21 protein-coding genes are annotated in these 19908 nt (G+C 62.1%); 9 read left to right on the top strand and 12 right to left on the bottom strand.

The window, feature by feature from the left end; all coding sequences use genetic code 11:
* Positions 1 to 32: 32 nt before the first annotated feature.
* From HX807_RS24355 to HX807_RS24345, 3 genes are read right to left on the bottom strand one after another with little or no spacing between them, the layout of a single operon-like run.
* Complete coding sequence (locus tag HX807_RS24355) at positions 33 to 620, bottom strand: HAD family hydrolase (RefSeq protein ID WP_177021504.1); 588 nt, start codon at positions 618 to 620, stop codon at positions 33 to 35.
* Positions 617 to 1486 (bottom strand): acyl-CoA thioesterase II, encoded by an 870-nt coding sequence (tesB, locus tag HX807_RS24350; RefSeq protein ID WP_003215520.1) that lies wholly within the window; start codon positions 1484 to 1486, stop codon positions 617 to 619. The genes HX807_RS24355 and tesB overlap by 4 nt, the downstream gene beginning before the upstream one ends.
* A 41-nt stretch (positions 1487 to 1527) precedes the next feature.
* Positions 1528 to 2097 (bottom strand): GNAT family N-acetyltransferase, encoded by a 570-nt coding sequence (locus HX807_RS24345; RefSeq protein WP_003215518.1) that lies wholly within the window; start codon positions 2095 to 2097, stop codon positions 1528 to 1530.
* 76 nt (positions 2098 to 2173) lie between these two features.
* On the opposite strand from HX807_RS24345, the gene HX807_RS24340 reads away from it, so the two are divergent.
* Together HX807_RS24340 and HX807_RS24335 are read left to right on the top strand one after the other, a co-directional pair.
* Entirely contained in the window at positions 2174 to 3094 is a 921-nt protein-coding gene (locus tag HX807_RS24340) for a histone deacetylase (RefSeq protein WP_177051327.1), read from the top strand.
* Between the two features lie 172 nt (positions 3095 to 3266).
* Positions 3267 to 4511 carry a TIGR03862 family flavoprotein gene (locus tag HX807_RS24335; RefSeq protein WP_087693558.1) on the top strand — a complete coding sequence of 415 codons (1245 nt, stop codon included), beginning with the start codon at positions 3267 to 3269 and terminating at the stop codon, positions 4509 to 4511.
* Between the two features lie 43 nt (positions 4512 to 4554).
* Here HX807_RS24335 and HX807_RS24330 read toward each other — a convergent pair whose 3' ends face one another.
* From HX807_RS24330 to yedA, 3 genes are all read right to left on the bottom strand, one after another.
* Positions 4555 to 5082 (bottom strand): hypothetical protein, encoded by a 528-nt coding sequence (locus tag HX807_RS24330; protein WP_256349583.1) that lies wholly within the window; start codon positions 5080 to 5082, stop codon positions 4555 to 4557.
* 195 nt (positions 5083 to 5277) lie between these two features.
* Complete coding sequence (locus HX807_RS24325) at positions 5278 to 6615, bottom strand: DEAD/DEAH box helicase (protein ID WP_177051325.1); 1338 nt, start codon at positions 6613 to 6615, stop codon at positions 5278 to 5280.
* Between the two features lie 48 nt (positions 6616 to 6663).
* A complete protein-coding gene (gene yedA, locus HX807_RS24320; RefSeq protein WP_008436601.1) occupies positions 6664 to 7560 on the bottom strand; it encodes a drug/metabolite exporter YedA in 897 nt (298 codons plus the stop codon).
* A 160-nt stretch (positions 7561 to 7720) separates the two neighbouring features.
* Here yedA and HX807_RS24315 point away from each other — a divergent pair, with 160 nt between their 5' ends.
* Positions 7721 to 8182, top strand: coding sequence for an Lrp/AsnC family transcriptional regulator (locus HX807_RS24315; RefSeq protein WP_177028994.1), 462 nt, complete (start codon positions 7721 to 7723; stop codon positions 8180 to 8182).
* A 409-nt stretch (positions 8183 to 8591) separates the two neighbouring features.
* Here HX807_RS24315 and HX807_RS24310 read toward each other — a convergent pair whose 3' ends face one another.
* From HX807_RS24310 to HX807_RS24300, 3 genes are all read right to left on the bottom strand, one after another.
* Complete coding sequence (locus HX807_RS24310; RefSeq protein ID WP_003215504.1) at positions 8592 to 9203, bottom strand: PolC-type DNA polymerase III; 612 nt, start codon at positions 9201 to 9203, stop codon at positions 8592 to 8594.
* A 24-nt stretch (positions 9204 to 9227) separates the two neighbouring features.
* Positions 9228 to 9704: an NYN domain-containing protein gene (locus HX807_RS24305; RefSeq protein WP_003215502.1), complete on the bottom strand. Its 477-nt coding sequence runs from the start codon at positions 9702 to 9704 to the stop codon at positions 9228 to 9230.
* A 129-nt stretch (positions 9705 to 9833) separates the two neighbouring features.
* On the bottom strand, positions 9834 to 10604 hold the full coding sequence (locus HX807_RS24300; RefSeq protein WP_008436594.1) for a DUF2076 domain-containing protein: 771 nt from the start codon (positions 10602 to 10604) through the stop codon (positions 9834 to 9836).
* Between the two features lie 179 nt (positions 10605 to 10783).
* On the opposite strand from HX807_RS24300, the gene HX807_RS24295 reads away from it, so the two are divergent.
* Entirely contained in the window at positions 10784 to 11443 is a 660-nt protein-coding gene (locus HX807_RS24295; RefSeq protein WP_003215498.1) for a YciC family protein, read from the top strand.
* A gap of 40 nt (positions 11444 to 11483) precedes the next feature.
* A complete protein-coding gene (locus HX807_RS24290) occupies positions 11484 to 12572 on the top strand; it encodes an endonuclease/exonuclease/phosphatase family protein (protein ID WP_177021499.1) in 1089 nt (362 codons plus the stop codon).
* 138 nt (positions 12573 to 12710) lie between these two features.
* On the opposite strand, the gene hrpB is transcribed toward HX807_RS24290, so the two are convergent.
* Positions 12711 to 15218 (bottom strand): ATP-dependent helicase HrpB, encoded by a 2508-nt coding sequence (gene hrpB / locus HX807_RS24285; RefSeq protein WP_177051323.1) that lies wholly within the window; start codon positions 15216 to 15218, stop codon positions 12711 to 12713.
* 250 nt (positions 15219 to 15468) lie between these two features.
* On the opposite strand from hrpB, the gene HX807_RS24280 reads away from it, so the two are divergent.
* Both HX807_RS24280 and HX807_RS24275 read left to right on the top strand, forming a co-directional pair.
* Positions 15469 to 15888, top strand: a complete 420-nt coding sequence (locus HX807_RS24280; RefSeq protein WP_003215492.1) for a hypothetical protein — start codon at positions 15469 to 15471, stop codon at positions 15886 to 15888.
* A gap of 15 nt (positions 15889 to 15903) precedes the next feature.
* Complete coding sequence (locus HX807_RS24275; RefSeq protein WP_003215490.1) at positions 15904 to 16797, top strand: cation diffusion facilitator family transporter; 894 nt, start codon at positions 15904 to 15906, stop codon at positions 16795 to 16797.
* Here the strand turns inward: HX807_RS24275 and HX807_RS24270 are convergent.
* Entirely contained in the window at positions 16794 to 17921 is a 1128-nt protein-coding gene (locus tag HX807_RS24270; protein ID WP_102604764.1) for a DUF6515 family protein, read from the bottom strand. The two genes, HX807_RS24275 and HX807_RS24270, sit on opposite strands and share 4 nt — an antisense overlap.
* 414 nt (positions 17922 to 18335) lie before the next feature.
* Between HX807_RS24270 and HX807_RS24265 the strand changes: the two genes are divergently transcribed.
* Complete coding sequence (locus tag HX807_RS24265) at positions 18336 to 18815, top strand: Lrp/AsnC family transcriptional regulator (protein WP_003194418.1); 480 nt, start codon at positions 18336 to 18338, stop codon at positions 18813 to 18815.
* A gap of 228 nt (positions 18816 to 19043) precedes the next feature.
* Entirely contained in the window at positions 19044 to 19253 is a 210-nt protein-coding gene (locus tag HX807_RS24260; RefSeq protein WP_026077819.1) for a DUF2788 domain-containing protein, read from the top strand.
* On the opposite strand, the gene HX807_RS24255 is transcribed toward HX807_RS24260, so the two are convergent.
* Entirely contained in the window at positions 19248 to 19889 is a 642-nt protein-coding gene (locus HX807_RS24255) for a pseudouridine synthase (RefSeq protein ID WP_003215483.1), read from the bottom strand. The genes HX807_RS24260 and HX807_RS24255 overlap by 6 nt on opposite strands.
* Positions 19890 to 19908 lie beyond the last annotated feature (19 nt).

The following is a 19908-nucleotide window of genomic DNA, read 5'->3' as shown; positions in this document are numbered from 1 at the left end:
CCCGCTCCCACATTGGATTTTCATCGACCGGACTAAATCATCCGGCGCAATACCGCGCAATCTTCGGCATGCCAATCCGCCAGCTCCGGCCACGGGTTTTCCGGCAGATTGACCAGCACAGTCTTCGTCCCCGCCGCCCGCCCGCAATCCAGATCAAACCGGTAATCACCGACCATCACCATCTCTTGCGGCGCCACTTCCCACGCTCGCGCCAGCTTCAACAAACCACCCGGGTCAGGCTTGGGCGGCGCATCATCACGCCCCAACACATCCTCGGCCGCAAAGCAGTCCGCCAGGCCGATCGCCTGCAATGTCACATGGGCCAGCTCCCGCGCATTGCGCGTCAGGATGCCCAGGCGATAACCCCGCCCGGCCAATTCCCGCACCAACTCCACCGCCCCCTCCGCCGCCACCGAACCCAGCGCCAACTCACGCTCATGCGCAAGCAACCACGCATGCTTGGCCGCTGCTTCATCGGCGGGCAACGCCGCCAGGTGCGTAAGAATGTCGTCAGTCGCCGGAATATCCAGGGCCACGCGGATCGCCGCAAAATCATGCACGGCCACCGTCAGGGTGCCATCCATGTCGAACACCCAGTGCTTCACATCACTGAGGCTCATGCCCAATCCTTGCGATGACGAATCAAGCCTTCCTGGGTAACCGATGCCACCAGTTGCCCGGCGCGGTTGTACACGCTGCCCCGGGAGAACCCACGGGAATTGCCGGCCCATGGGCTGTCCATGGCGTAGAGCAACCAGTCATCGGCACGCAGGTCGGCGTGGAACCACAGCGCGTGGTCGAGGCTGGCGACTTGCATGTCTTTCTGCCACACGGTCTTGCCGTGGGGCAGCAGCGAGGTGGTCAGCAGGCCGAAGTCCGAAGCGTAGGCCAGCAGGTATTTGTGCAGCGCCGGCGAGTCGGCCAGGGCGCCGTCCGCACGAAACCACACGTATTTGACCGGGTCGGACGGCTGCGGGTTGTACGGGTCTTTCTCGGTCACCGGCCTTACTTCGATCGGCTTGGGGCACAGCAGCTTTTCGCGCATGTGCTCGGGAATCAGGTGCGCGCGCTGCTGGGTCAGCTCCAGCTCCGACGGCAGGTTCTCCGGGCCGACCACCACGGGCATGGTGGTCTGATGCTCGAAGCCTTCTTCGTCGTACTGGAACGAAGCGCTGCAGGTGAAGATCGGGTTGCCCTTCTGGATCGCCGTCACCCGGCGCGTGCTGAAACTGCCGCCATCGCGCACCCGGTCAACCGAATACACCACCGGCAACGCCGCATCGCCGGGGCGCAGGAAGTAACCGTGCAACGAATGCACATGCCGCGCCTCTTCAACGGTCTGGCTGGCCGCCGACAGCGACTGGCCGAGCACCTGGCCGCCGAACAGCTGGCGAAAGCCCAGGTCCTGGCTGCGGCCGCGAAAGAGGTTTTCCTCGATCGGTTCCAGGGTCAGCAGGTCCACCAGATCTTCCAACACTTGGCTCATAGAGCATCTCCTACAACAATCTATTGGGCATTCCGGGCTGCTTATCCGTGCAGCGTGTCCAACCATTGGGCGCGGGTGATGCGATACAACACATGATGCCGCAAGGGGTCATCGGCTGCGACCTTGGGGTGTTCAAAATCTGCCAGGGGATCGTAATGCATACCGATGGCCTGCATGACTTTTTGTGATGGCAGATTGGCTTCAGTGGTAAACGAAACGATTTCGTCCAGCTTCAGCCGGTCGAAACCACAGCGCAGGGCAGTCCAGGCGGCTTCGCTGGCGTAACCCAGGCCCCAGTGTTCCCTGGCCAGGCGCCAGCCGATCTCCACCGCCGGAGTGAACGGGGCCTCGAAGCTCACATTCAGCAAGCCGGTGAGGCCGATGAACTCGCCGCTGTCCTTGCGCTGCAAGGCCCACAGGCCAAAACCGTACTCGGCAAAATGGCCGCGAATACGCCCGATCAGCGCAGCACTTTCCAGGCGGCTCAAGGTGGCCGGGAAATACCGCATCACCTGCGGGTCGGCGCACATGCGCGCAAACTCCGGCAAGTCGGCATCGCTCCATTGGCGCAGCACCAGGCGTGCGCTTTCCAATTGCAGTATCGGCTCCATTGGTCCCCCTCCCTTGCCATGTGCGTGAGTGTAACGCGCTGTTAAGATCCGTCGCTGGTTCCCGTCAGAAATCGCCATGCCCTTGCCATTGATCTACCACGACGACTACAGCCCCGAGTTCCCGGCAGACCACCGCTTCCCCATGGATAAATTCCGCCTGTTGCGTGACCATCTGGTGGAGAGCGGCCTGATACTGGACAGCCAACTGCTGCGCCCGGAACTCTGCCCCGCCGAGATTCTGGCCCTGGCCCATGAACCTGGGTATATCGAACGCTACATGAGCGGCGAGTTGTCGCGCGAAGACCAACGGCGCCTTGGCCTGCCTTGGAGCGAAGCCCTGGCCCGGCGCACCGTGCGCGCGGTGGGCGGCTCGTTGCTGGCCGCCGAGCAGGCCCTGGAGCACGGCCTGGCCTGCCACCTGGCCGGCGGCACCCACCACGCCCACTACGATTACCCGGCGGGTTTCTGCATCTTCAATGACCTGGCCGTGATCAGCCATTACCTGCTGGCCAGCGGGCGGGTCAACCGGGTGCTGATCTTCGACTGCGACGTGCACCAGGGCGACGGCACCGCACGCATCCTCCACGACACCCCGGATGCAATCACCGTGTCCCTGCACTGCGAAAAGAACTTCCCCGCGCGCAAGGCGCAAAGCGACTGGGACATCCCGCTGCCCATGGGCATGGGCGACGCGGACTACCTCAAGGTGGTCGACGATGCCCTCAACTACCTGCTGCCGCTGTATCAGCCCGACCTAGTGCTGTATGACGCCGGCGTGGATGTACACAAGGACGACGCCCTCGGCTACCTCAAGCTGACAGACCAAGGCGTCGCCGCCCGCGATGAAAGCGTGATGCGCCACTGCCTGGGCCGCGATATTCCGGTGGTCGGGGTGATCGGCGGCGGCTACAGCAAAGACCGCCCAGCCCTGGCCCGTCGCCACGGGATCCTGCACCACAGCGCGCAGCGCGTCTGGACGTCATCAGGCTGTCATTGAGTTATGCGCGTTACCCACAATCGCTGTGGAACTGCCTGTGGATAACCTGAGTGAAAGCCCCTGCAGGCCATAAGCCGCCTGGCCTGCAGAAGGCTGTATGTTTTTTGATCAGGCAGCATGAGCATCCTCGGGTAGAATGCTCGGCCTACTTTGCCGAACCGCAGTTATCCCCATGCCCCAGACTCAAACCCCGTCTCAACACGTCATCATCATCGGCGGCGGCCCGGCCGGGCTGATGGCCGCCGAAGTGTTGAGCCAGGCCGGGATCCGGGTCGACCTGTACGACGGCATGCCCTCGGTAGGCCGCAAGTTCCTGCTGGCGGGCGTGGGCGGCATGAACATCACCCATTCCGAACCGTACCCGGCGTTTCTGGCGCGCTATGCCGAACGGGCGCCGTGCATGGCGCCGTTGCTGCGTCAGTTCGGTGCCGATGCGTTGTGCGAATGGATACACGGGTTGGGGATTGAAACCTTTATCGGCAGCTCCGGCCGGGTGTTTCCTACTGACATGAAAGCCGCCCCGCTGCTGCGGGCCTGGCTCAAGCGCCTGCGCGACCAGGGCGTAGTTATCCACACCCGCCATCGCTGGCTGGGTTGGAATGCCGATGGCAGCCTGCTTATCCACAGCCCCGAGGGCGAAAAAAGCGTACGCGGTGATGCAGTGTTGCTGGCCTTGGGCGGCGGCAGTTGGTCGCGCTTGGGCTCGGATGGGGCGTGGCTGAAGTTGCTGGAAGACAAAGGCGTGCCTTACGCGGCGTTGCAACCGAGCAACTGTGGCTTCGAGGTGTCGGCCTGGAGCGAGTTGATGGTCAGCAAATTCGCCGGGGCACCGCTGAAAAACGTCGCCATTGGCCTGGCAGACGACAAGCCACGGCTGGGGGAATGTGTGGTCACCGCCACGGGCATCGAAGGCAGCCTGATCTATGCGTTGTCGGCACCGATTCGTGAGGCGATCAACCGGGATGGATCGGCCACGGTGCACATTGACCTGTTGCCGAGTAAGCCACTGGACAAGGTGATCGCAGCGCTGAGCAAGCCGCGCGGCTCACGCTCGATGAGCAAGCATTTGCACAGTCAGTTGGGACTGGATGGGGTGAAGGCGGCGCTTTTGCGCGAGCTGTCACCGGCGGAGCACTTCAATGATCCGGCGCAGCTGGCGGTGGATATCAAGGCGCTGCCGCTGACGCTGGTGAAAACCCGGCCAATGGATGAAGCCATCAGTACCGCAGGCGGCGTGCCGTTTGAGGCGCTGGATGAACGCCTGATGATCAAGCAATTGCCGGGCGTTTTTTGCGCAGGCGAGATGCTGGACTGGGAAGCGCCGACGGGCGGGTATTTGCTGACGGGGTGTTTTGCCAGCGGGCAGGCGGCAGGGCGCGGTGTTCTTGAGTGGTTGAGGCCGGCCACCCCGGCATGACCCACTCACCCCATCACCGCCCGGCAGCAAAGTTACCTCTGACTCAACTGGCTGTTAGATCGGGATAGGCACGTTTAAAAGCTGTTACTTGCTTCTGCAGGAAAGCATCCTCTTCAGGCAGTAAAATTTTCAGATTTTCTATATAACCTGAATACGCACTGAAGAGTCTGGAAGGATCGCCGTGTTTCAAATCGTTCCATTCCTGCTTGAAGGCGTAGCTGAGTTTCTGGCCCTCTTCCTGACTGGTATAAAGCATATCCTGTAGATACTTATCCAATGGCGCCCTTATCTCAGGACTGATCGAATAATTAGCCTCATACAACGACATCAACTCTCTGAACGAATGGATTGCCTGCCCATACTCGCCGCGCGCCGCATGGTCTTCAACCCGGGACCTTAATTCGGCCACACGCAACTCTACCTGCTTGAAAGCTTTCTCGTCAGCGGCCTTGCCTTTCTTGATTTCGCCCTCTACAACAACGCCGCCGATAATGCCCGCCGCCGCCAGGACCGGCAAAACAAAAGGTACTAAAAACACAGCCATATCTACATCTCCATCTAAGTTCGTCATTCAGAAATCAGTTTCTGACTCAACCTCAGTGGAAATGAAGCATTTTAAGTTCCAGCACTTAAACACGGCGACAATTACAAAAAATATCCAAATCACAAGCAATAACTCATCAAGGATGACGAGGCACAACTTGACGCGAGCGGAATTGCTCCGCTCACGGTAGTCACTATGCGTTTACTTGATAACCAACAAGCCCTACTTCTTTTTCCGCGGCCCGGTGTTAAACACGGGCACCTCACGCACTGGCTTGATCGAAGGCTCGACCGGCGTCGCCTCCCCGCTGTCCACCCACTTGCCCAGGTTACGCTTGCCACCACCGCCGCCCGAAGCCTTGGGTTTCTTCGGCTTTTTCGGCTTCTTCACCACCTGACCAGTGGCATCGGTATCCGGCACACGGTGCTCCGGTTCGAAGTCCTGCTCCATCTTCCGGGTCAACGTCTGACGGGTCAGCATCTCGATGGCCGACAGCATGTTCACTTCATCGGCGCACACCAGGGAAATCGCCTCACCGGTGTTGCCCGCACGACCGGTACGGCCGATGCGGTGGATGTAGTCCTCGGCCACGATCGGCAGGTCAAAGTTGACCACCAGCGGCAAGTCTTCGATATCCAGGCCACGGGCCGCCACGTCGGTGGCCACCAGGATCTGCACGTCGCTGCTCTTGAAGCGATCCAGCGCACGCTGGCGCGTGGCTTGTGGCTTGTCGCCGTGAATCCCGTCGGCATTGATGCCCAGGCCCTGGAGTTTTTCCACCAGCGCGTCCACACCGTTACGGGTCTTGGCGAACACCAGCACCTGCTTCCAGCGGCCCTTGCGCATCAGGTGCACAAACAGCTCGGCCTTGCGCTTCTTGTCCACCGGCACCACCCATTGCTTGACGGTGTTGGCGGCGACGTTGCGCGGGCTGACTTCGACGGTCAGCGGGTCGTTGAGCATCTGCCCGGCCAACTGGCGGATCTCGTCGGAGAAGGTTGCGGAGAACAGCAAGGTCTGGCGCTTTTTCGGCAGCATGCGGTAGATGTTCGCCAGTTCTTCGGAGAAGCCCAGGTCGAGCATGCGGTCGGCTTCATCCAGCACCAGGGTTTGCAGCTGGTTGAGTTTCAGCGCGTTCTGGCGGAACAGGTCGATCAGGCGGCCAGGGGTGGCGACCAGCACATCAACGCCTTTGCGCAGTTTCATCATCTGCGGGTTGATGCTCACGCCGCCGTACACGGCGTAAGTGGTCAGCGGCACGTTTTGGGCGTACTCGGCGACGCTCGCATGAACCTGCTCGGCCAGTTCGCGGGTCGGGCACAGGATCAGCGCGCGCACCGAGTTGGCGCTGACTTTCGGCCCTTCCATGGTCAGCAGTTGCAGCAGCGGCACGGCGAAACCGGCGGTCTTGCCGGTGCCGGTCTGGGCCGCAGCCATCAGGTCACGGCCTGCCAGCACCGCCGGAATGGCTTGCGCCTGCACCGGCGTCGGGGTCTGGTAGCCAAGCGTCTCAAGGGCGCGCAGCAAGGGTTCGATCAGGCCAAGTGTGGCGAAAGTCATGGAAATACCGTAGGAAAAAGTCAGCGCAAGGTCGCAATGCGCGGCAGTTTACCTTATTTCCGGTTTTGGCTTTCGCCACTGTGGCAGGCTGATCAGCAGCACCGCGCTGATAATCACCAACATCGCCAGGGCTTCCTCCGTGCCGATGGTCTCACCGACAAACACAATCCCGAGCAACACCGCCACCGCCGGGTTGACGTAGGCATAGCTGGTGGCCGCCGCCGGGCGTACGTGCTTGAGCAGGTACATATAGGCATTGAAGGCGATGATCGAGCCGAACACGGTCAAGTACGCCAGGGCCAGCCAGCCTTCCAGCGGCGGCATGGCTTGGAGGTGTTCGCCGCTGACGGCACTGAGCAACAGCAGCACGAAACCTGCGATCAGCATCTCCGCCGCACTGGCCATCGCGCCTTGAGGCAGCGGCAAATGCTTGCTCCACACCGAACCAAAGGCCCAGGCCGCCGCCGCAAAGATCAGCAAGGCCGCACCGGTGGGGCTCGATTGCAGGTTGGAGCCCATATTGAGCATGGCGATGCCGATAATCCCCAGCACCACCCCGGCCCATTCCAGACGGGTATTACGCGCGCCCCAGAAATAACCACAGAGCAAGGTGAACAACGGCACCGTCGCCACCGCCAACGCGGCAACCCCGGAAGCCACGCCCGTATGTTCTGCCACACTGACCGCACCGTTACCGAAGGTCAGCAGCAAAATGCCGATCTTCGCGGCAGCCTTCCACTGCACCCACGTCGGCGCCGGGGCCCCACGCCAGCGCAGGAAGGCATACATCAGCGCGCCCGCCGTCATAAAGCGAATCCCCGCCAGCAACAGCGGCGGCCAGTACTCCACACCAATGCGAATCACCAGGTAGGTAGACCCCCAGATCACATACAACGCAAAAAAGGCGGCGATCAACGGTAAGGGAAAGCGACGTGGGCCAGGCATTGGGCAGCTCTGTGGCAGGACAAGGGAGCGTTATTTTAGAGATCCCCGGCCGTAAACATAAGTTACAAAACCTGTTTAAAGCGCCAGTACACTTTTCAAAACATGGTTATCAAGGCTATAAACCGTGCTTTCGAAAGCTATGCATTCCCGGAGCCTTATCATGGACAAATACGACCGTATGCTTCTCAGCGCCCTGCTGGAAGACGGCCGCGCGTCCTACGCGCAACTGGCGCGCACCGTGAACCTGTCCGCGCCCGCCGTGGCTGAGCGAGTGGCGAAACTGGAAGCCAGTGGTGTGATTACCGGGTATCAGGCCAAGGTCGACCTGTCGAAGGTGGGGTTGCCGATCCAGTGCGTGATTGAGTTGCGGTTGACCAATCATGGGAGCCAGAAGGTTTACGACGCGCTGTCGGAAATTCCCGAGTTGACTGAATGCCATCGGGTGACGGGCGATCCGTGCGTGATCATGCAGGCGGCGGTGGGCTCGATGCCGGAGCTGGAGAACCTGATCAATCGGGTGGCGAAATTCGGGTTCAGCAAGACCTCGATCATCTTGTCGAGCGCGATAGAGCGGCGGGTGCCGTTGGGGCAGTTGGAGGGGAATGGGAAGAGTGACAACTGAACACGCCGCTCTGCAGCTCGTTCCCACGCTCTGCGTGGGAACGCATCCGGTGACGCTCTGCGTCACGACTTCAAGAGCGGACGCAGAGCGTCCAGGGCGGCATTCCCACGCGGAGCGTGGGAACGATCGCCATAGTTGACCGAGTTGCCTGAAACACCCTCGCTCAACTGTGGGAGCTGGCTTGCCTGCGATGACGTCAGTAGCTTCACTGATTCGAAGGTGATGGTGGATCGGTCGCTGGACTGCTTGCAGCCTCGATAACACCGCAAAACTAATGTGGGAGCGGGCTTGCTCGCGAATGCGGTGTGTCAGTCAGCGCATGTGTTTGCTGATACTCCGTATTCGCGAGCAAGCCCGCTCCCACATTTGGATCTTCGTCATGTTGAAGATGGAGTTCTGCTCAAGCGACTTAGAACCCGCGATGCTTCTTCAGATGATCATTGATCTTCGCCGCCGGAACCTTCTGCAAGCTGCACAGCAATTCGTGTGACAACTCCCGCAACCCGTGGGTGCGGCGCAGTTCCTCGGCCAGGTGAGCGGTAAGGTTCGCCGCCATCTCCGCGTCCGCCATCGCCCGGTGAGCCTTGCCGGTGTGGGGCAGTTGGGCAAACGAGGTCAGGGTACCCAGCTTGTGGTTCGGCGCCGCCGGCATCAAGCGTCGCGCCAGCAATAGCGAACAGGCAAACTTCTGCAAACGCGTACGCCGGATCAACCCCAGCTCGAAATCCCAGAACTTCTGGTCAAACGCGGCGTTGTGGGCCAGCAGCGGCGTGGTGCCGACAAACTCGTTCACCTCGTTCATCACCCGCTCCGCCGACGGTGCGGTGCGCAACATGGCGTTGCTGATGCCGGTCAGTTGCTCAATAAACCCCGGCACACGCACACCAGCGTTCATCAGGCTCTGGTAGCGGTCCACGATCTGGCCCTGCTCCAGGATGACCACGGCGATTTCCGTGGCCCGGCAGCTGCTGCTCGGCTGGATGCCGGTGGTTTCAAAGTCGATGACCGCTATACGTTCCAAACCTGTTCCAACTCCGTCAAAAATCTATTTAAGCAGCAACGCGCCTTCAATCGGCACGTAGCGGCTGGCGGCGCGTATCAATGAGTTGGCCGTCAGCCCCGGCACGCCGTAGGCCACGGCTTCGACGCCGTGCTTGCTGATGATGCGGTCCAGCAGCATGTCGAAATCACCGTCGCCGGAGGCCAGCACCACTTCGTCGACATGGGCGGCGGCGTCCATGATGTCGATGGTGATGCCCACGTCCCAGTCGCCCTTGGCCGAGCCGTCGCTGCGCTGGATGTAAGGCTTGAGCTTCACGGTAAAACCCAGGTTGCGCAGGATCTGCTGGAACTGCTGTTGCTTGCTGTCGCCACGGTCGATGGCATAGGCATACGCCTCGACAATCTGCCCGCGCTGGCTGATGTCAGCCCACAGGGCCGCGTAGTTGAAGTGACAGCCGTACGCCTGGCGCACGGTGTAGTAGAGGTTTTGTACATCGGCGAACACGGCTATCTTTTTCACCGCAAATCCTCATGACACGCGCATGGACCCCGGACTCAAAGGCCCGGAAAGGTTGCCAGTATGCCAGCCACACGGGAGTTTCCGAGAAAAATCAGCCCGGGGCGACGAAGCGCCCCGGTTGAGTGTGGGTCAGACGAAGGAATCGTCGTCGCCAAAGGAGGAGGAGTCGTCGGAATAGTCGTTGTCGGCGAAGCTGTCGGAGGCGTTGTCGCTGCCCCAGCTGTCGTTGCCGGCATATTTCTGGTCGTCGTTGCCCCAGTTGCCGTTGTCGCTGGCCGGGGCCGGCTCTTCGCGGATGATCTCTTCAACCACTTGCGGTTGTTGCGAGTTGTGGCTGAACAGGCTGCTGATGCCTTCTGCCAGCATCACACCACCGGCCACGCCAGCTGCGGTTTTCAGGGCGCCGCCGAGGAAACCGCTGCCAATCGGCGCTGCGGGTGCCTGTTGGGGCTGCTGATAGTTCTGCTGGGGAGCACCGTAGTTCTGCTGCGGCGCAGGTTGACCGCCAAACGACGGACGCGCTGGTTCACGCCAGCCACCGCCCGACGACGCAGGTGCGCTCTGGGTCGGCTGCGGGTCACGGGAACCGCCGCCGAAAATGCTCGACAGGAAACCGCCACTGCTCGGTGCAGGCTGCGCCGCCTGGGACCTGGCCTGTTGCAGTTGGTCCTGCAACTCCTGGATCTGCTGGGCCTGCTGCTTGTTCTGCGCATCGAGGCTCTTGATCGCGTGCTCTTGCACCAGAATCGACTGGGTCATGTAGTACGCAGCGGCCGGTTGGCGAGTGACGTGTTCCTTGATCCGCGCTTCAGCCTGGGCGTCGCGGGGGGCTGAGTCCGTTTCGGCTTGCTGCAACCGTGAAAACAGTCCGTCGATCAGGGTTTGTTCTTCGCTGTTCATGGCGACCTCGTTAGATTGCCGGTAGAAATCTTCGCCTTGCGCACGATGTGCAAGGTACAACCCAGTTATGGGGCTGTTGCTGATTGTTTCAATGGTCTTTACGCAAGGTTTACGTTTGCTTGCATCTGCTCTTGATCGGTTAAAGTAACGCCCTTGCTTTTCGGCCTGTGAAGACCCTGATGAATCCGTTAGACGTATTGCGCGACTCCTTCTTCTTTTTCAAGCGCAACCTGGGCGCCATCGTGCAGTTGTGCCTGCCACTGGTGATCCTCGAAGCCCTGCTGCAACAGGTGCTCGACCACACGCTCGGCCCAGACGCGTTTCCCGGTTACAGCGTGGTGATCGGGCTGCTGGTGTACCCGTTGTACACCGGCGCACTGATCCTGTTCCTCGACGCCCGCACCCGGGGTGAATCGCCGCGCACCCTGGATGTGCTGGCCATGGCCCTGACCCTGTGGCCGCGCTTTGCCCTGCTGACGGCAATCAGCACGCTGCTGATCCTGCTGGGCCTGTCGCTGTATTTCCTGCCCGGCCTGTGGCTGATGGTGGTGCTGGCTTTCGCCGAATACCTGCTGGTGCTGCGGGGCATGTCGGCGCTGTCGGCCATGAAGGAAAGCCTGCGCCTGACCCGTGGGCATTTCTGGCGGATCCTGGTGTGCCTGCTGTGCGTGATGACCCCGCTGTGGTTGCTCAAGGGCGCCAGCGTGGCCGTCTATCCGGACCCGAACCCGCTGCTGGGCCTGCTGATCGACAGCGCACAAAGCTTCCTGCAACTGTTCACCAGCGTGGTGTTGTTCCGCCTGTTCATGTTGATTGGTGGCGACGCCGACGCGCGGTGATATGCTCCGGGCCTGTCCTGCAACGCCATAAGCCGAGCCGATGACCCGACTACTGCGCATTACCTTGGTGGGCCTGCTGATCCTCGCGGCCCTGCTGACCGGCTTGATCTACAGCCTGACCTGGCGCCCTGCCGACAAGGAGACCCTGCCCATCCGCTGCGTCGCGCCCCGTGCGCCGACCCTGCTGCCTGGGCAGGCGCTAAAGGTCATGACCTGGAACGTGCAGTACCTGGCGGGCAAGAACTACGTGTTCTGGTACGACACCCCGGACGGCAGCGGCCCGGACGACCGCCCGACCGTTGAAGACATGGCTTCAAGCCTCGACGAAGTGGCGCGGGTGATCCGCGACGAGCAGCCCGACATCCTGCTGTTGCAGGAAGTCGACGAAGGCGCCAAGCCTTCCAGCTACCAGGACCAACTGGCCTTGCTCCAGGAGCGCCTGGCCGACCTCTACCCGTGCAGCGCCCAGGCCTTCGACTGGAAAGCCGACTTCGTGCCCGACCTGCATATCTTCGGCAGCGTCGGCCGCAAGCTGGTGACCATGAGCCGCTACCAGATCGAACACGCCGAGCGCCTGCAATTGCCGGTGGCACGCGCCAACCTGATCAGCCGTCAGTTCCAGCCCAAGCCCGCGTTATTGCTGACCTACCTGCCGTTGAGCGATGGCGGCCAGTTGGCCGTGCTCAATACTCGCCTGGACGGCGCGGCCCCCGGGCACAACGCCGTGCTGGAACAGGTGCAGGCGACCGTCAAGCTGGTGGATAAATTCGAGAGCCGCGGCACGCCATGGCTGATGGGTGGGGATTTCAACCTGCTGCCGCTGGGACAGTTCCTGCGCCTGGACCCCGGCAAGCGCGGGCAATACTCGCCGGACAGTGAGCTGCACCTGCTGTGGGAAAAGTACCCGATGATCCCGAGCAACAGCCAATCCAGCGGGATTGACCGGGACCAGTGGCTGACGTATTTCCCGAATGACCCAACCGTAGAGGGGCCGGATCGTACGCTGGATTACCTGTTCCACAGCTCGCGCATCAAGAAGGTTGAGAGCAAGGTGCGCCAGAGCGATACGGTGCGCATCTCCAATCATTTGCCGGTGATTGCGCGGTTCCTGTTGCCCGCCGCGCAGTAACTAACACTGCAAAACAGTGTGGGAGCTGGCTTGTGTGGGAGCCGGGCTTGCCCGCGATGCAGGCACCTCGGTCTATCCGACAGACCGAGGTGATGCCATCGCAGGCAAGCCAGCTCCCACATTAGATCTGCGATGTACTTACTTTCTCGGCTTGATCCGGGCAGTCGGTTCAGCAATCAACGGATCATCCGGCCAGTAATGCTTGGGATATCGCCCCTTCAAATCCTTCTTCACCTCGGCGTAAGTACTGCGCCAGAAGTTCGCCAGGTCCTGCGTCACCTGCACGGGCCGTCTGGCCGGCGACAACAGGTGCAGCTTGACCACCTGCCGCCCGCCGGCGATCCGCGGCGTATCCGCCAGCCCGAACAATTCCTGCAAGCGCACCGCCAGAATCGGCGGCTGCTCGCTGTAGTCCAGCCGCACCGACGAGCCCGACGGCACCTTCAGATGGTGCGGCGCCAGCTCGTCCAACCGCGCCGGCAACGGCCACGGCAGCAGGTTATGCAGGAAGCTGGAAATATCCAGACTGGCGAAATGGCTCAGGCGCGACACCTTGCCCAGGTACGGCATCAACCAATGTTCCAGGCTGGCAAGCAAAGCGCTGTCGCTGACATCCGGCCATTCACTGGCCTTGCCGCTATCCAGACCACGCAGCAGCATCACCCGCGCCTGCCATTGGCGCAGCTCCGGGGTCCAGGGCAACAGTTCGAGACCTTTGCGCCGCACCAGGTTGACCAGCGCCTGGCTGCGGGCGGACTCGTCGAGGCCGGTCAGCGGTTCGCGGCTGAGCACCAGTTCGCCGACCTTGCGCTGGCGTTCGGCCCGCAGCACGCCCTCGCGCTCATCCCAGTCAAGCTGGTCGACATTACGCACCTGCTCGGCCAACACCGAGTCGAACAGCGCCGGATCAAAATCCGCCGCGAGGTAAATCCGTTCTTCACGCTGGCCCTGGCGGCTGCCCAGATCGGCGATCACCAGCCAGGGTTGCTTCATCAGGCTGTCGGCTTCGGCGAACAACGCGGCACGGCCGTTGGCGAGGCGGTATTCGGCACCGCCCGCCCGCCGTTGCTGGGCGACGCGGTCCGGGTAGGCCAGCGCCAGCAAGGCTCCGAGCCAGCGCGGATGATCGGGATCAGCCACCGGCTGCTCTGCCTTGCCTCTTAAATAGCCACGGTATTGCCGCGCCAGTTGCCGGGCACGCTGCACGCCGCCCTGGGTGCCACGGGCCTTTTCTTCACCGGATAACAGGGCCAGGCGGCTGTGCAAATCCGCACCGGCACCACGCAGGATATCGCGCTCACCCAACAGTGCCGCCACGTCACAGGCCATGCTCGCCAGGCCCAGATCCTGACCACGCAGCAGCAAATGAGCGATTCGCGGGTGCGCCGGCAACCCGGCCATTTTCTGGCCGTGGGCGGTCAGCTTGGTATCGCTCAACGCTCCGAGGCGCTCGAGCAAATCCTGGGCCTGTGCGTAAGCCGCAGTGGGCGGAACGTCGAGCCATACCAACTGCGTCGGCGCCACGCCCCAGCGGCCCAATTGCAGGGCCAAACCGGAAAGATCCGCCGAGAGAATTTCCGCACTGGAATACGCCGCCAGCCCTTCATGCTGGTCCTCGGACCACAACCGATAACACACCCCCGGCTCCAGGCGCCCTGCCCGGCCGGCACGCTGGGTGGCGCTGGCGCGGGAGATGCGCTGGGTGTCGAGACGGGTCATGCCGCTGCCCGGGTCGAAACGCGGGACCCGCGCCAGCCCGGCGTCGATCACCACGCGCACGCCGTTGATGGTCAGGCTGGTCTCGGCAATGTTGGTGGCCAGCACCACTTTGCGCTTGCCGGCGGGCGCCGGGTCGATGGCGGCGCGCTGGGCGGCCAGGTCCAGTTCGCCGTGCAGCGGGCATAGCAGCACATCGGGGTTATCGCCCAGCGCGTCAGCCAATTGCTGATTAACCCGACGAATCTCGGCCTGCCCCGGCAGGAACACCAGCACGCTGCCGCCTTCATCATGCAGGGCTTCAAGGATGGTCTGCACCAACCGTGGCTCGATAAATTCGCCGGGCTGGAATGGCCGGCCCCAGCGCATCTGCACCGGGTACATGCGCCCTTCGCTGCGCAGGATCGGCGCGTTGTCCAGCAACCCGGCCAGGCGTTCGCCTTCCAGGGTGGCGGACATCAGCAGGATCTTCAGTGGCTGCTCGTCGCGAAACAGGTCTCGACCATTGAGACTAAGGGCCAGCGCCAGATCGGCGTCCAGGCTGCGTTCGTGGAACTCGTCGAAGATCAACAAACCCACGCCGTCGAGTGCCGGGTCATCCTGCAGGCGCCGAGTGAGGATGCCTTCGGTGACCACTTCAATACGGGTGTTGGGGCCGACCTTATTGTCCAGGCGAATGCGGTAGCCAACGGTTTCGCCGACCTTTTCCCCCAACTCGCTGGCCAGCCTTTCTGCCGCTGCACGGGCGGCCAGGCGGCGGGGCTCGAGCATCAGGATGGTTTGCCCGGCCAGCCAGGGTTCATTCAACAGCGCCAATGGCACCCGTGTGGTTTTACCGGCGCCGGGCGGTGCTTCGAGCACGGCTTCATGGCGCGTCGCCAGGGCGTCACGCAGGGCAGGTAAAACATCATCGATTGGCAACGAATTCATACTGGCTCCAAAGCAGAGCGGCGAGTATAACGGCGAACTGCCGGGTGTCGGTGGTGGTCTCAACGACACGGCCCCGTACTGACTGGAATGCGGTCAAAGGTGGGAGCGGGCTTGCCTGCGATAGCGGTGTGTCAGCCAACACCCCTGATACTGAACCACCGCCATCGCAGGCAAGCCAGCTCCCACACTTGATCATCGTCGCCTTGTAGACTGGCTTATAGTCACTTTCATTATGTTCAAGGAGAGTCCCATGCGTGTTGCTTCCCGTGTCATCGGCGGTGTTCTGGCCGTCACCCTGCTGAGCCAGTTGACGGCCTGCGGCTCGATTTTCTACCCCGACCGCCGGGGCCAGATCGACGGCAAGATCGACCCGGCAATTGCCGTGCTCGATGCGGTAGGCCTGCTGTTCTACGTGATCCCGGGCCTGATCGCCTTTGGTGTCGACTTCGCCACCGGCGCGATTTACTTCGAGCCTGGCAAGACCGCCCAGGTGGCCCCGGAAAAACTCCAGCAAGCCATCGGCGCCGACGGCAAGGTCGACAACGCCAAGCTGCAAACCATCATCCAGAAAGAAACCGGGCGCAATCTGCCGCTGGACGACCCGCGCATGATCCAGTTCAAGGGCAGCGTGCAACAACTCGCCACCCTGGGCCTGCAACCCGCCGCTTAAGGACTGACCCGCCCCATGACCACCAGTCCCGAACACGCCCGGCTGTTGCGCCTGGCCACCCGCGCTTCCGTCGGCGTGGCCTGTGTGCTGATTGTGACCAAGGCCATCGCCTGGTGGCTCAGCGGCTCGGTGAGCATGCTCGCCGGGTTGACCGACTCGCTGCTCGACGGCGTTACCTCGCTGCTCAACTTGCTGGCCGTGCACTACGCGTTGCGCCCGGCGGATGACGATCACCGGTATGGCCACGGCAAGGCGGAATCCCTGTCGGGCATGGCCCAGGCGCTGTTCATCGCCGGCAGTGCGGTGTTGATCGCCTTCCAGGCGTTCCAGCGTTTGCAGCATCCGGAACCTGTGGGCGCGCCATGGCTGAGTATTGGCGTGATCGTTCTGTCCCTGGCGTTGACGGCGGCGCTGCTGATCCTGCAATACCGGGTGATCCGCGAAACCGGCTCCAACGCCATCCGCGCCGACTCGCTGCACTATCGCTCAGACATGATGCTCAACGGCAGCATCCTGGTGGCGCTGGTGCTGGCGGCGTTTGGTTTTCATCAGGTGGACGCCTGGTTCGGCCTGGGCATCGCGGCCTACATTTTGTGGAGCGCCATCCAGATCGCCCGGGAAAGTTTTTCGGTGCTGATGGACGAGGAACTGCCGCCGGATGTCAGCCAGCACATGCTGGAACTGGCGTGCAGCGTGCCCGGTGTATTGGGTGCCCATGACCTGCGCACGCGGATTTCCGGCAGCCACTGGTTTGTGCAGCTGCACCTGGAGTTACCGGGGGAATTGAGTTTGTCCGTGGCCCACGGCATCAGCGACCAGGCCGCCGATGCCATCCACAACGCCTACCCGCGAGCCGAAGTGCTGGTGCACGCCGACCCGCAGGAAGTGGTCAAGGGCGAGAAGGCCTAGTACTGCACCTGATACCCGCGACTGCTCAGGCAGTTGCCCTGGGCCTGGCGGTAGGTTTGCACCACGGCCGGGTCGGGGGCGTAGGTGACGGTCCTTGGGTCAAAGCCACTTTGTTGCACCGCCCAGCGATAGCAGTCGTAACCATCCTGCTGGACCTGCGCCGGTGACTGGCCGTTGGCCGGGTAAGCCACCACGTCATAACCATTGCCCTGGGGCACGGGTTGCGGCGCTGGCGCGGCGGGTGGCGGCTGCACCACAACGTACTGCTGGCTGCTTTCTTCGTAGGTGTAATAGGCACCGGCGGCGAGGAAGAACAGCGCACTGCCCACCCACACTTCCCGCGCGTAGTCGGGCAGGTATTGCACGCGAATCCCGTAAGGCGGCGTCACGACGACATAGCGCGGGCCTTGTGGGCGATACCAGTAGCCACCCGAGAAGAAGTAGTCCTGGCCGCGATACGGCACGCGGTAATTGCGGTCGGGGAAGCGATCGACGATATAACCCGGACGGTATTGCGGGCCGGGCCCCCAGCCATTGCCGTGCCCGTCGGGGCGACCTGGCCAGCGGTGATCGTTGGGGTGGTTATTGCCACCGCCGTTACCCCCGTTGAAGCCGGGCCGGCCCGGGCCACCCTGGCCGCCATTGCCGGCCTGCCAATGCTGGTTGCCGTCGTTGCGACGCGGGATGTCCTGGTAATTGCCCTGACGCGGTTCCTGGGTCTGGCGCACGGTATCCGGGCGACCCTGGATCGGCAGGTTATTGGCCGGCTGCGGCGCCGGGTGCGGCGGTTGCTGCTGGTTGCCTTGTGGACGACCTTGCCACTGGCCACCCCCATTCGGGCGCTCGACATTCTGGTTCTGCGGCCGTGGCTGATTGTTTTCGAAATGCTGATTCTGCGGACGCGGCTGATTGTTCTCGGGCCGAGGGGCTTCAGGACGCGGTTGATTATTTTGTGGTCGCGGTTGGTTGTTCTGCGGCCGAGGCTGATTATTGCCTGGATGCCCTTCCGGGCCTCTTTCATGCTGACCACCGCCTTCCTGGCGTGGCGGGTCGTCGGCCATCACTTGCGCACCAACGCTCATCATCAGCAAACCAACACCTGCCAAACGCCAGATGCGCTTCATGCTATTCCTCACTGCGGATTAGGGCCTACACGTAAGACTGGAAAACCGGGGCCCGGTTCTGCGAGAGGTTATCAGTCACGAGAAGTATTTTCGCAGGCAATAAAAAGGGGCGACCCGTCGGTCGCCCCTTGAGAACTTCGTCCTGGCTCAACGCTTTTGACGTTGGCTCACCTCACGCCGTCTTGTGGACAGTGTGCAGCCCGGGGGCCGGGGCAACCCTGTGGGGTTGGCGGCCGCAGCCGGCCTTATTGGCGGGCTGCAGTGGACTGTATGTCCGGGCAGTGATTCTGTTGATAACTCTACGCCTCGGCCTCGGGCAGATGATTGCGAAGATTGCGTCAATAAACAGTGCTTGCGCAATTTTTAACCCTGGATAGATAATTCACCGCAATAGTTACGACAAAGGCCAGCCCCATGAGCAAACTTGACCGATACGACCTGAGTATTTTGGCGGAATTGCAGCGCGACGCGAGGATCTCCAACCAGGAGTTGGCCGAGCGCATCGGCCTGTCGCCTTCGCCGTGCTCACGCCGGGTCAAGCAACTCGAAGACGACGGCTACATCGCCCGCCAGGTCGCCTTGCTCGACCGCAAGATGCTCGGCCTGAGTCTCACGGCCTACGTGCTGATCGGCATGGACCGACACACCCCCGAACGTTTCGAGAACTTCGAAGCGGCCATCCGCACCTTGCCGCAAGTGCTGGAATGCAGCCTGGTGACCGGGATGGACGCCGACTATCAGCTGAAAGTGGTGGTGCCAGACATGGATCACTACCAGAAGCTGCTGCTGGGCCACCTGACCCGCATCGAAGGCGTCACCAGCGTGCGTTCAAGCTTTGTGCTGAACCAGGTGCTCAACAGCACCGAGCTGCCGCTGACCCACCTGCGCACTTAAGACCAGCGCGGAACAAATGTGGGAGCGGGCTTGCTCGCGAATGCGGTGTGCCAGGCACCGAATGTGCTGACTGATCCACCGCATTCGCGAGCAAGCCCGCTCCCACATTTTGACTGTGTTCCCGCAGGGTGGTAAGTCTGCGGCAGACCGACGCAGGTCAATGTCGCGCCGATTGCCCTGGCGTATAATCGGCGCCCTGCCCCAGCCGGAAACGACCCGATGAACTCGATTGATCCCGCCGTGTTTGAAGAATGGATGATGACCGGCCTGGTCAGCATCCTGATCATTTTCATGGGCTTTATCGTCTGGGACCTGGCGAAGAAATCCAAGGCCGGGCGCTTTGGCTCGATGATCCTGTTCTTCGTGCTGGGCCTGGGCGTTGCCGCGTTCATCATCAAGAGCGTGGTGATCGGCCTGATCGAGTCCGGCGCCTTATAAGCGCGCCGGCACTTCTTTCCATTGGCCTTGGTCCAGGCCGTCGATTGACCAGTCACCAATCCGCACCCGCACCAGACGCAGCGTCGGCAACCCCACCGCCGCCGTCATGCGCCGCACCTGGCGGTTACGCCCTTCACGAATCACCAGCTCCAGCCAATGGGTCGGCACGCTTTTGCGAAACCGCACCGGCGGGTTGCGTGGCCACAGTTGTGGCTCGTCCAGTTGCCGGGCTTCGGCGGGCAGGGTCATGCCGTCATTGAGCTCCACACCGTCGCGCAGGCGTTGCAGCTGTTCCTCGGTCGGTTCGCCTTCCACCTGCACCCAATAGGTTTTCGCCAGCTTGTGCTTGGGGTCCGCGATGCGCGCCTGCAATTGGCCGTCGTTGGTCAGCAGCAACAGGCCTTCACTGTCACGGTCCAGGCGCCCGGCCGGGTAAATGCCGGGGATGTCGATGAAATCCTTGAGGGTCGCCCGCCCGCCTTCATCGCTGAATTGGGTCAGCACATCGAAGGGTTTATTGAACAGGATCAACTTGGGATCGGCCGGTGGCGCCTTGGCGACACGACGCGGGGCTGACGAGGTTTGCGGACTTTTCACACCGGGGCGGCGGGAAACAGGACGGGCAGGACGGGACATGGCAAAGGAACATCTAACG

The sequence above is a fragment of the Pseudomonas sp. D8002 genome, assembly GCF_013385695.1.
Classification (GTDB): Bacteria; Pseudomonadota; Gammaproteobacteria; order Pseudomonadales; family Pseudomonadaceae; genus Aquipseudomonas.
This window is presented reverse-complemented; position numbering and strand designations above follow the sequence as displayed.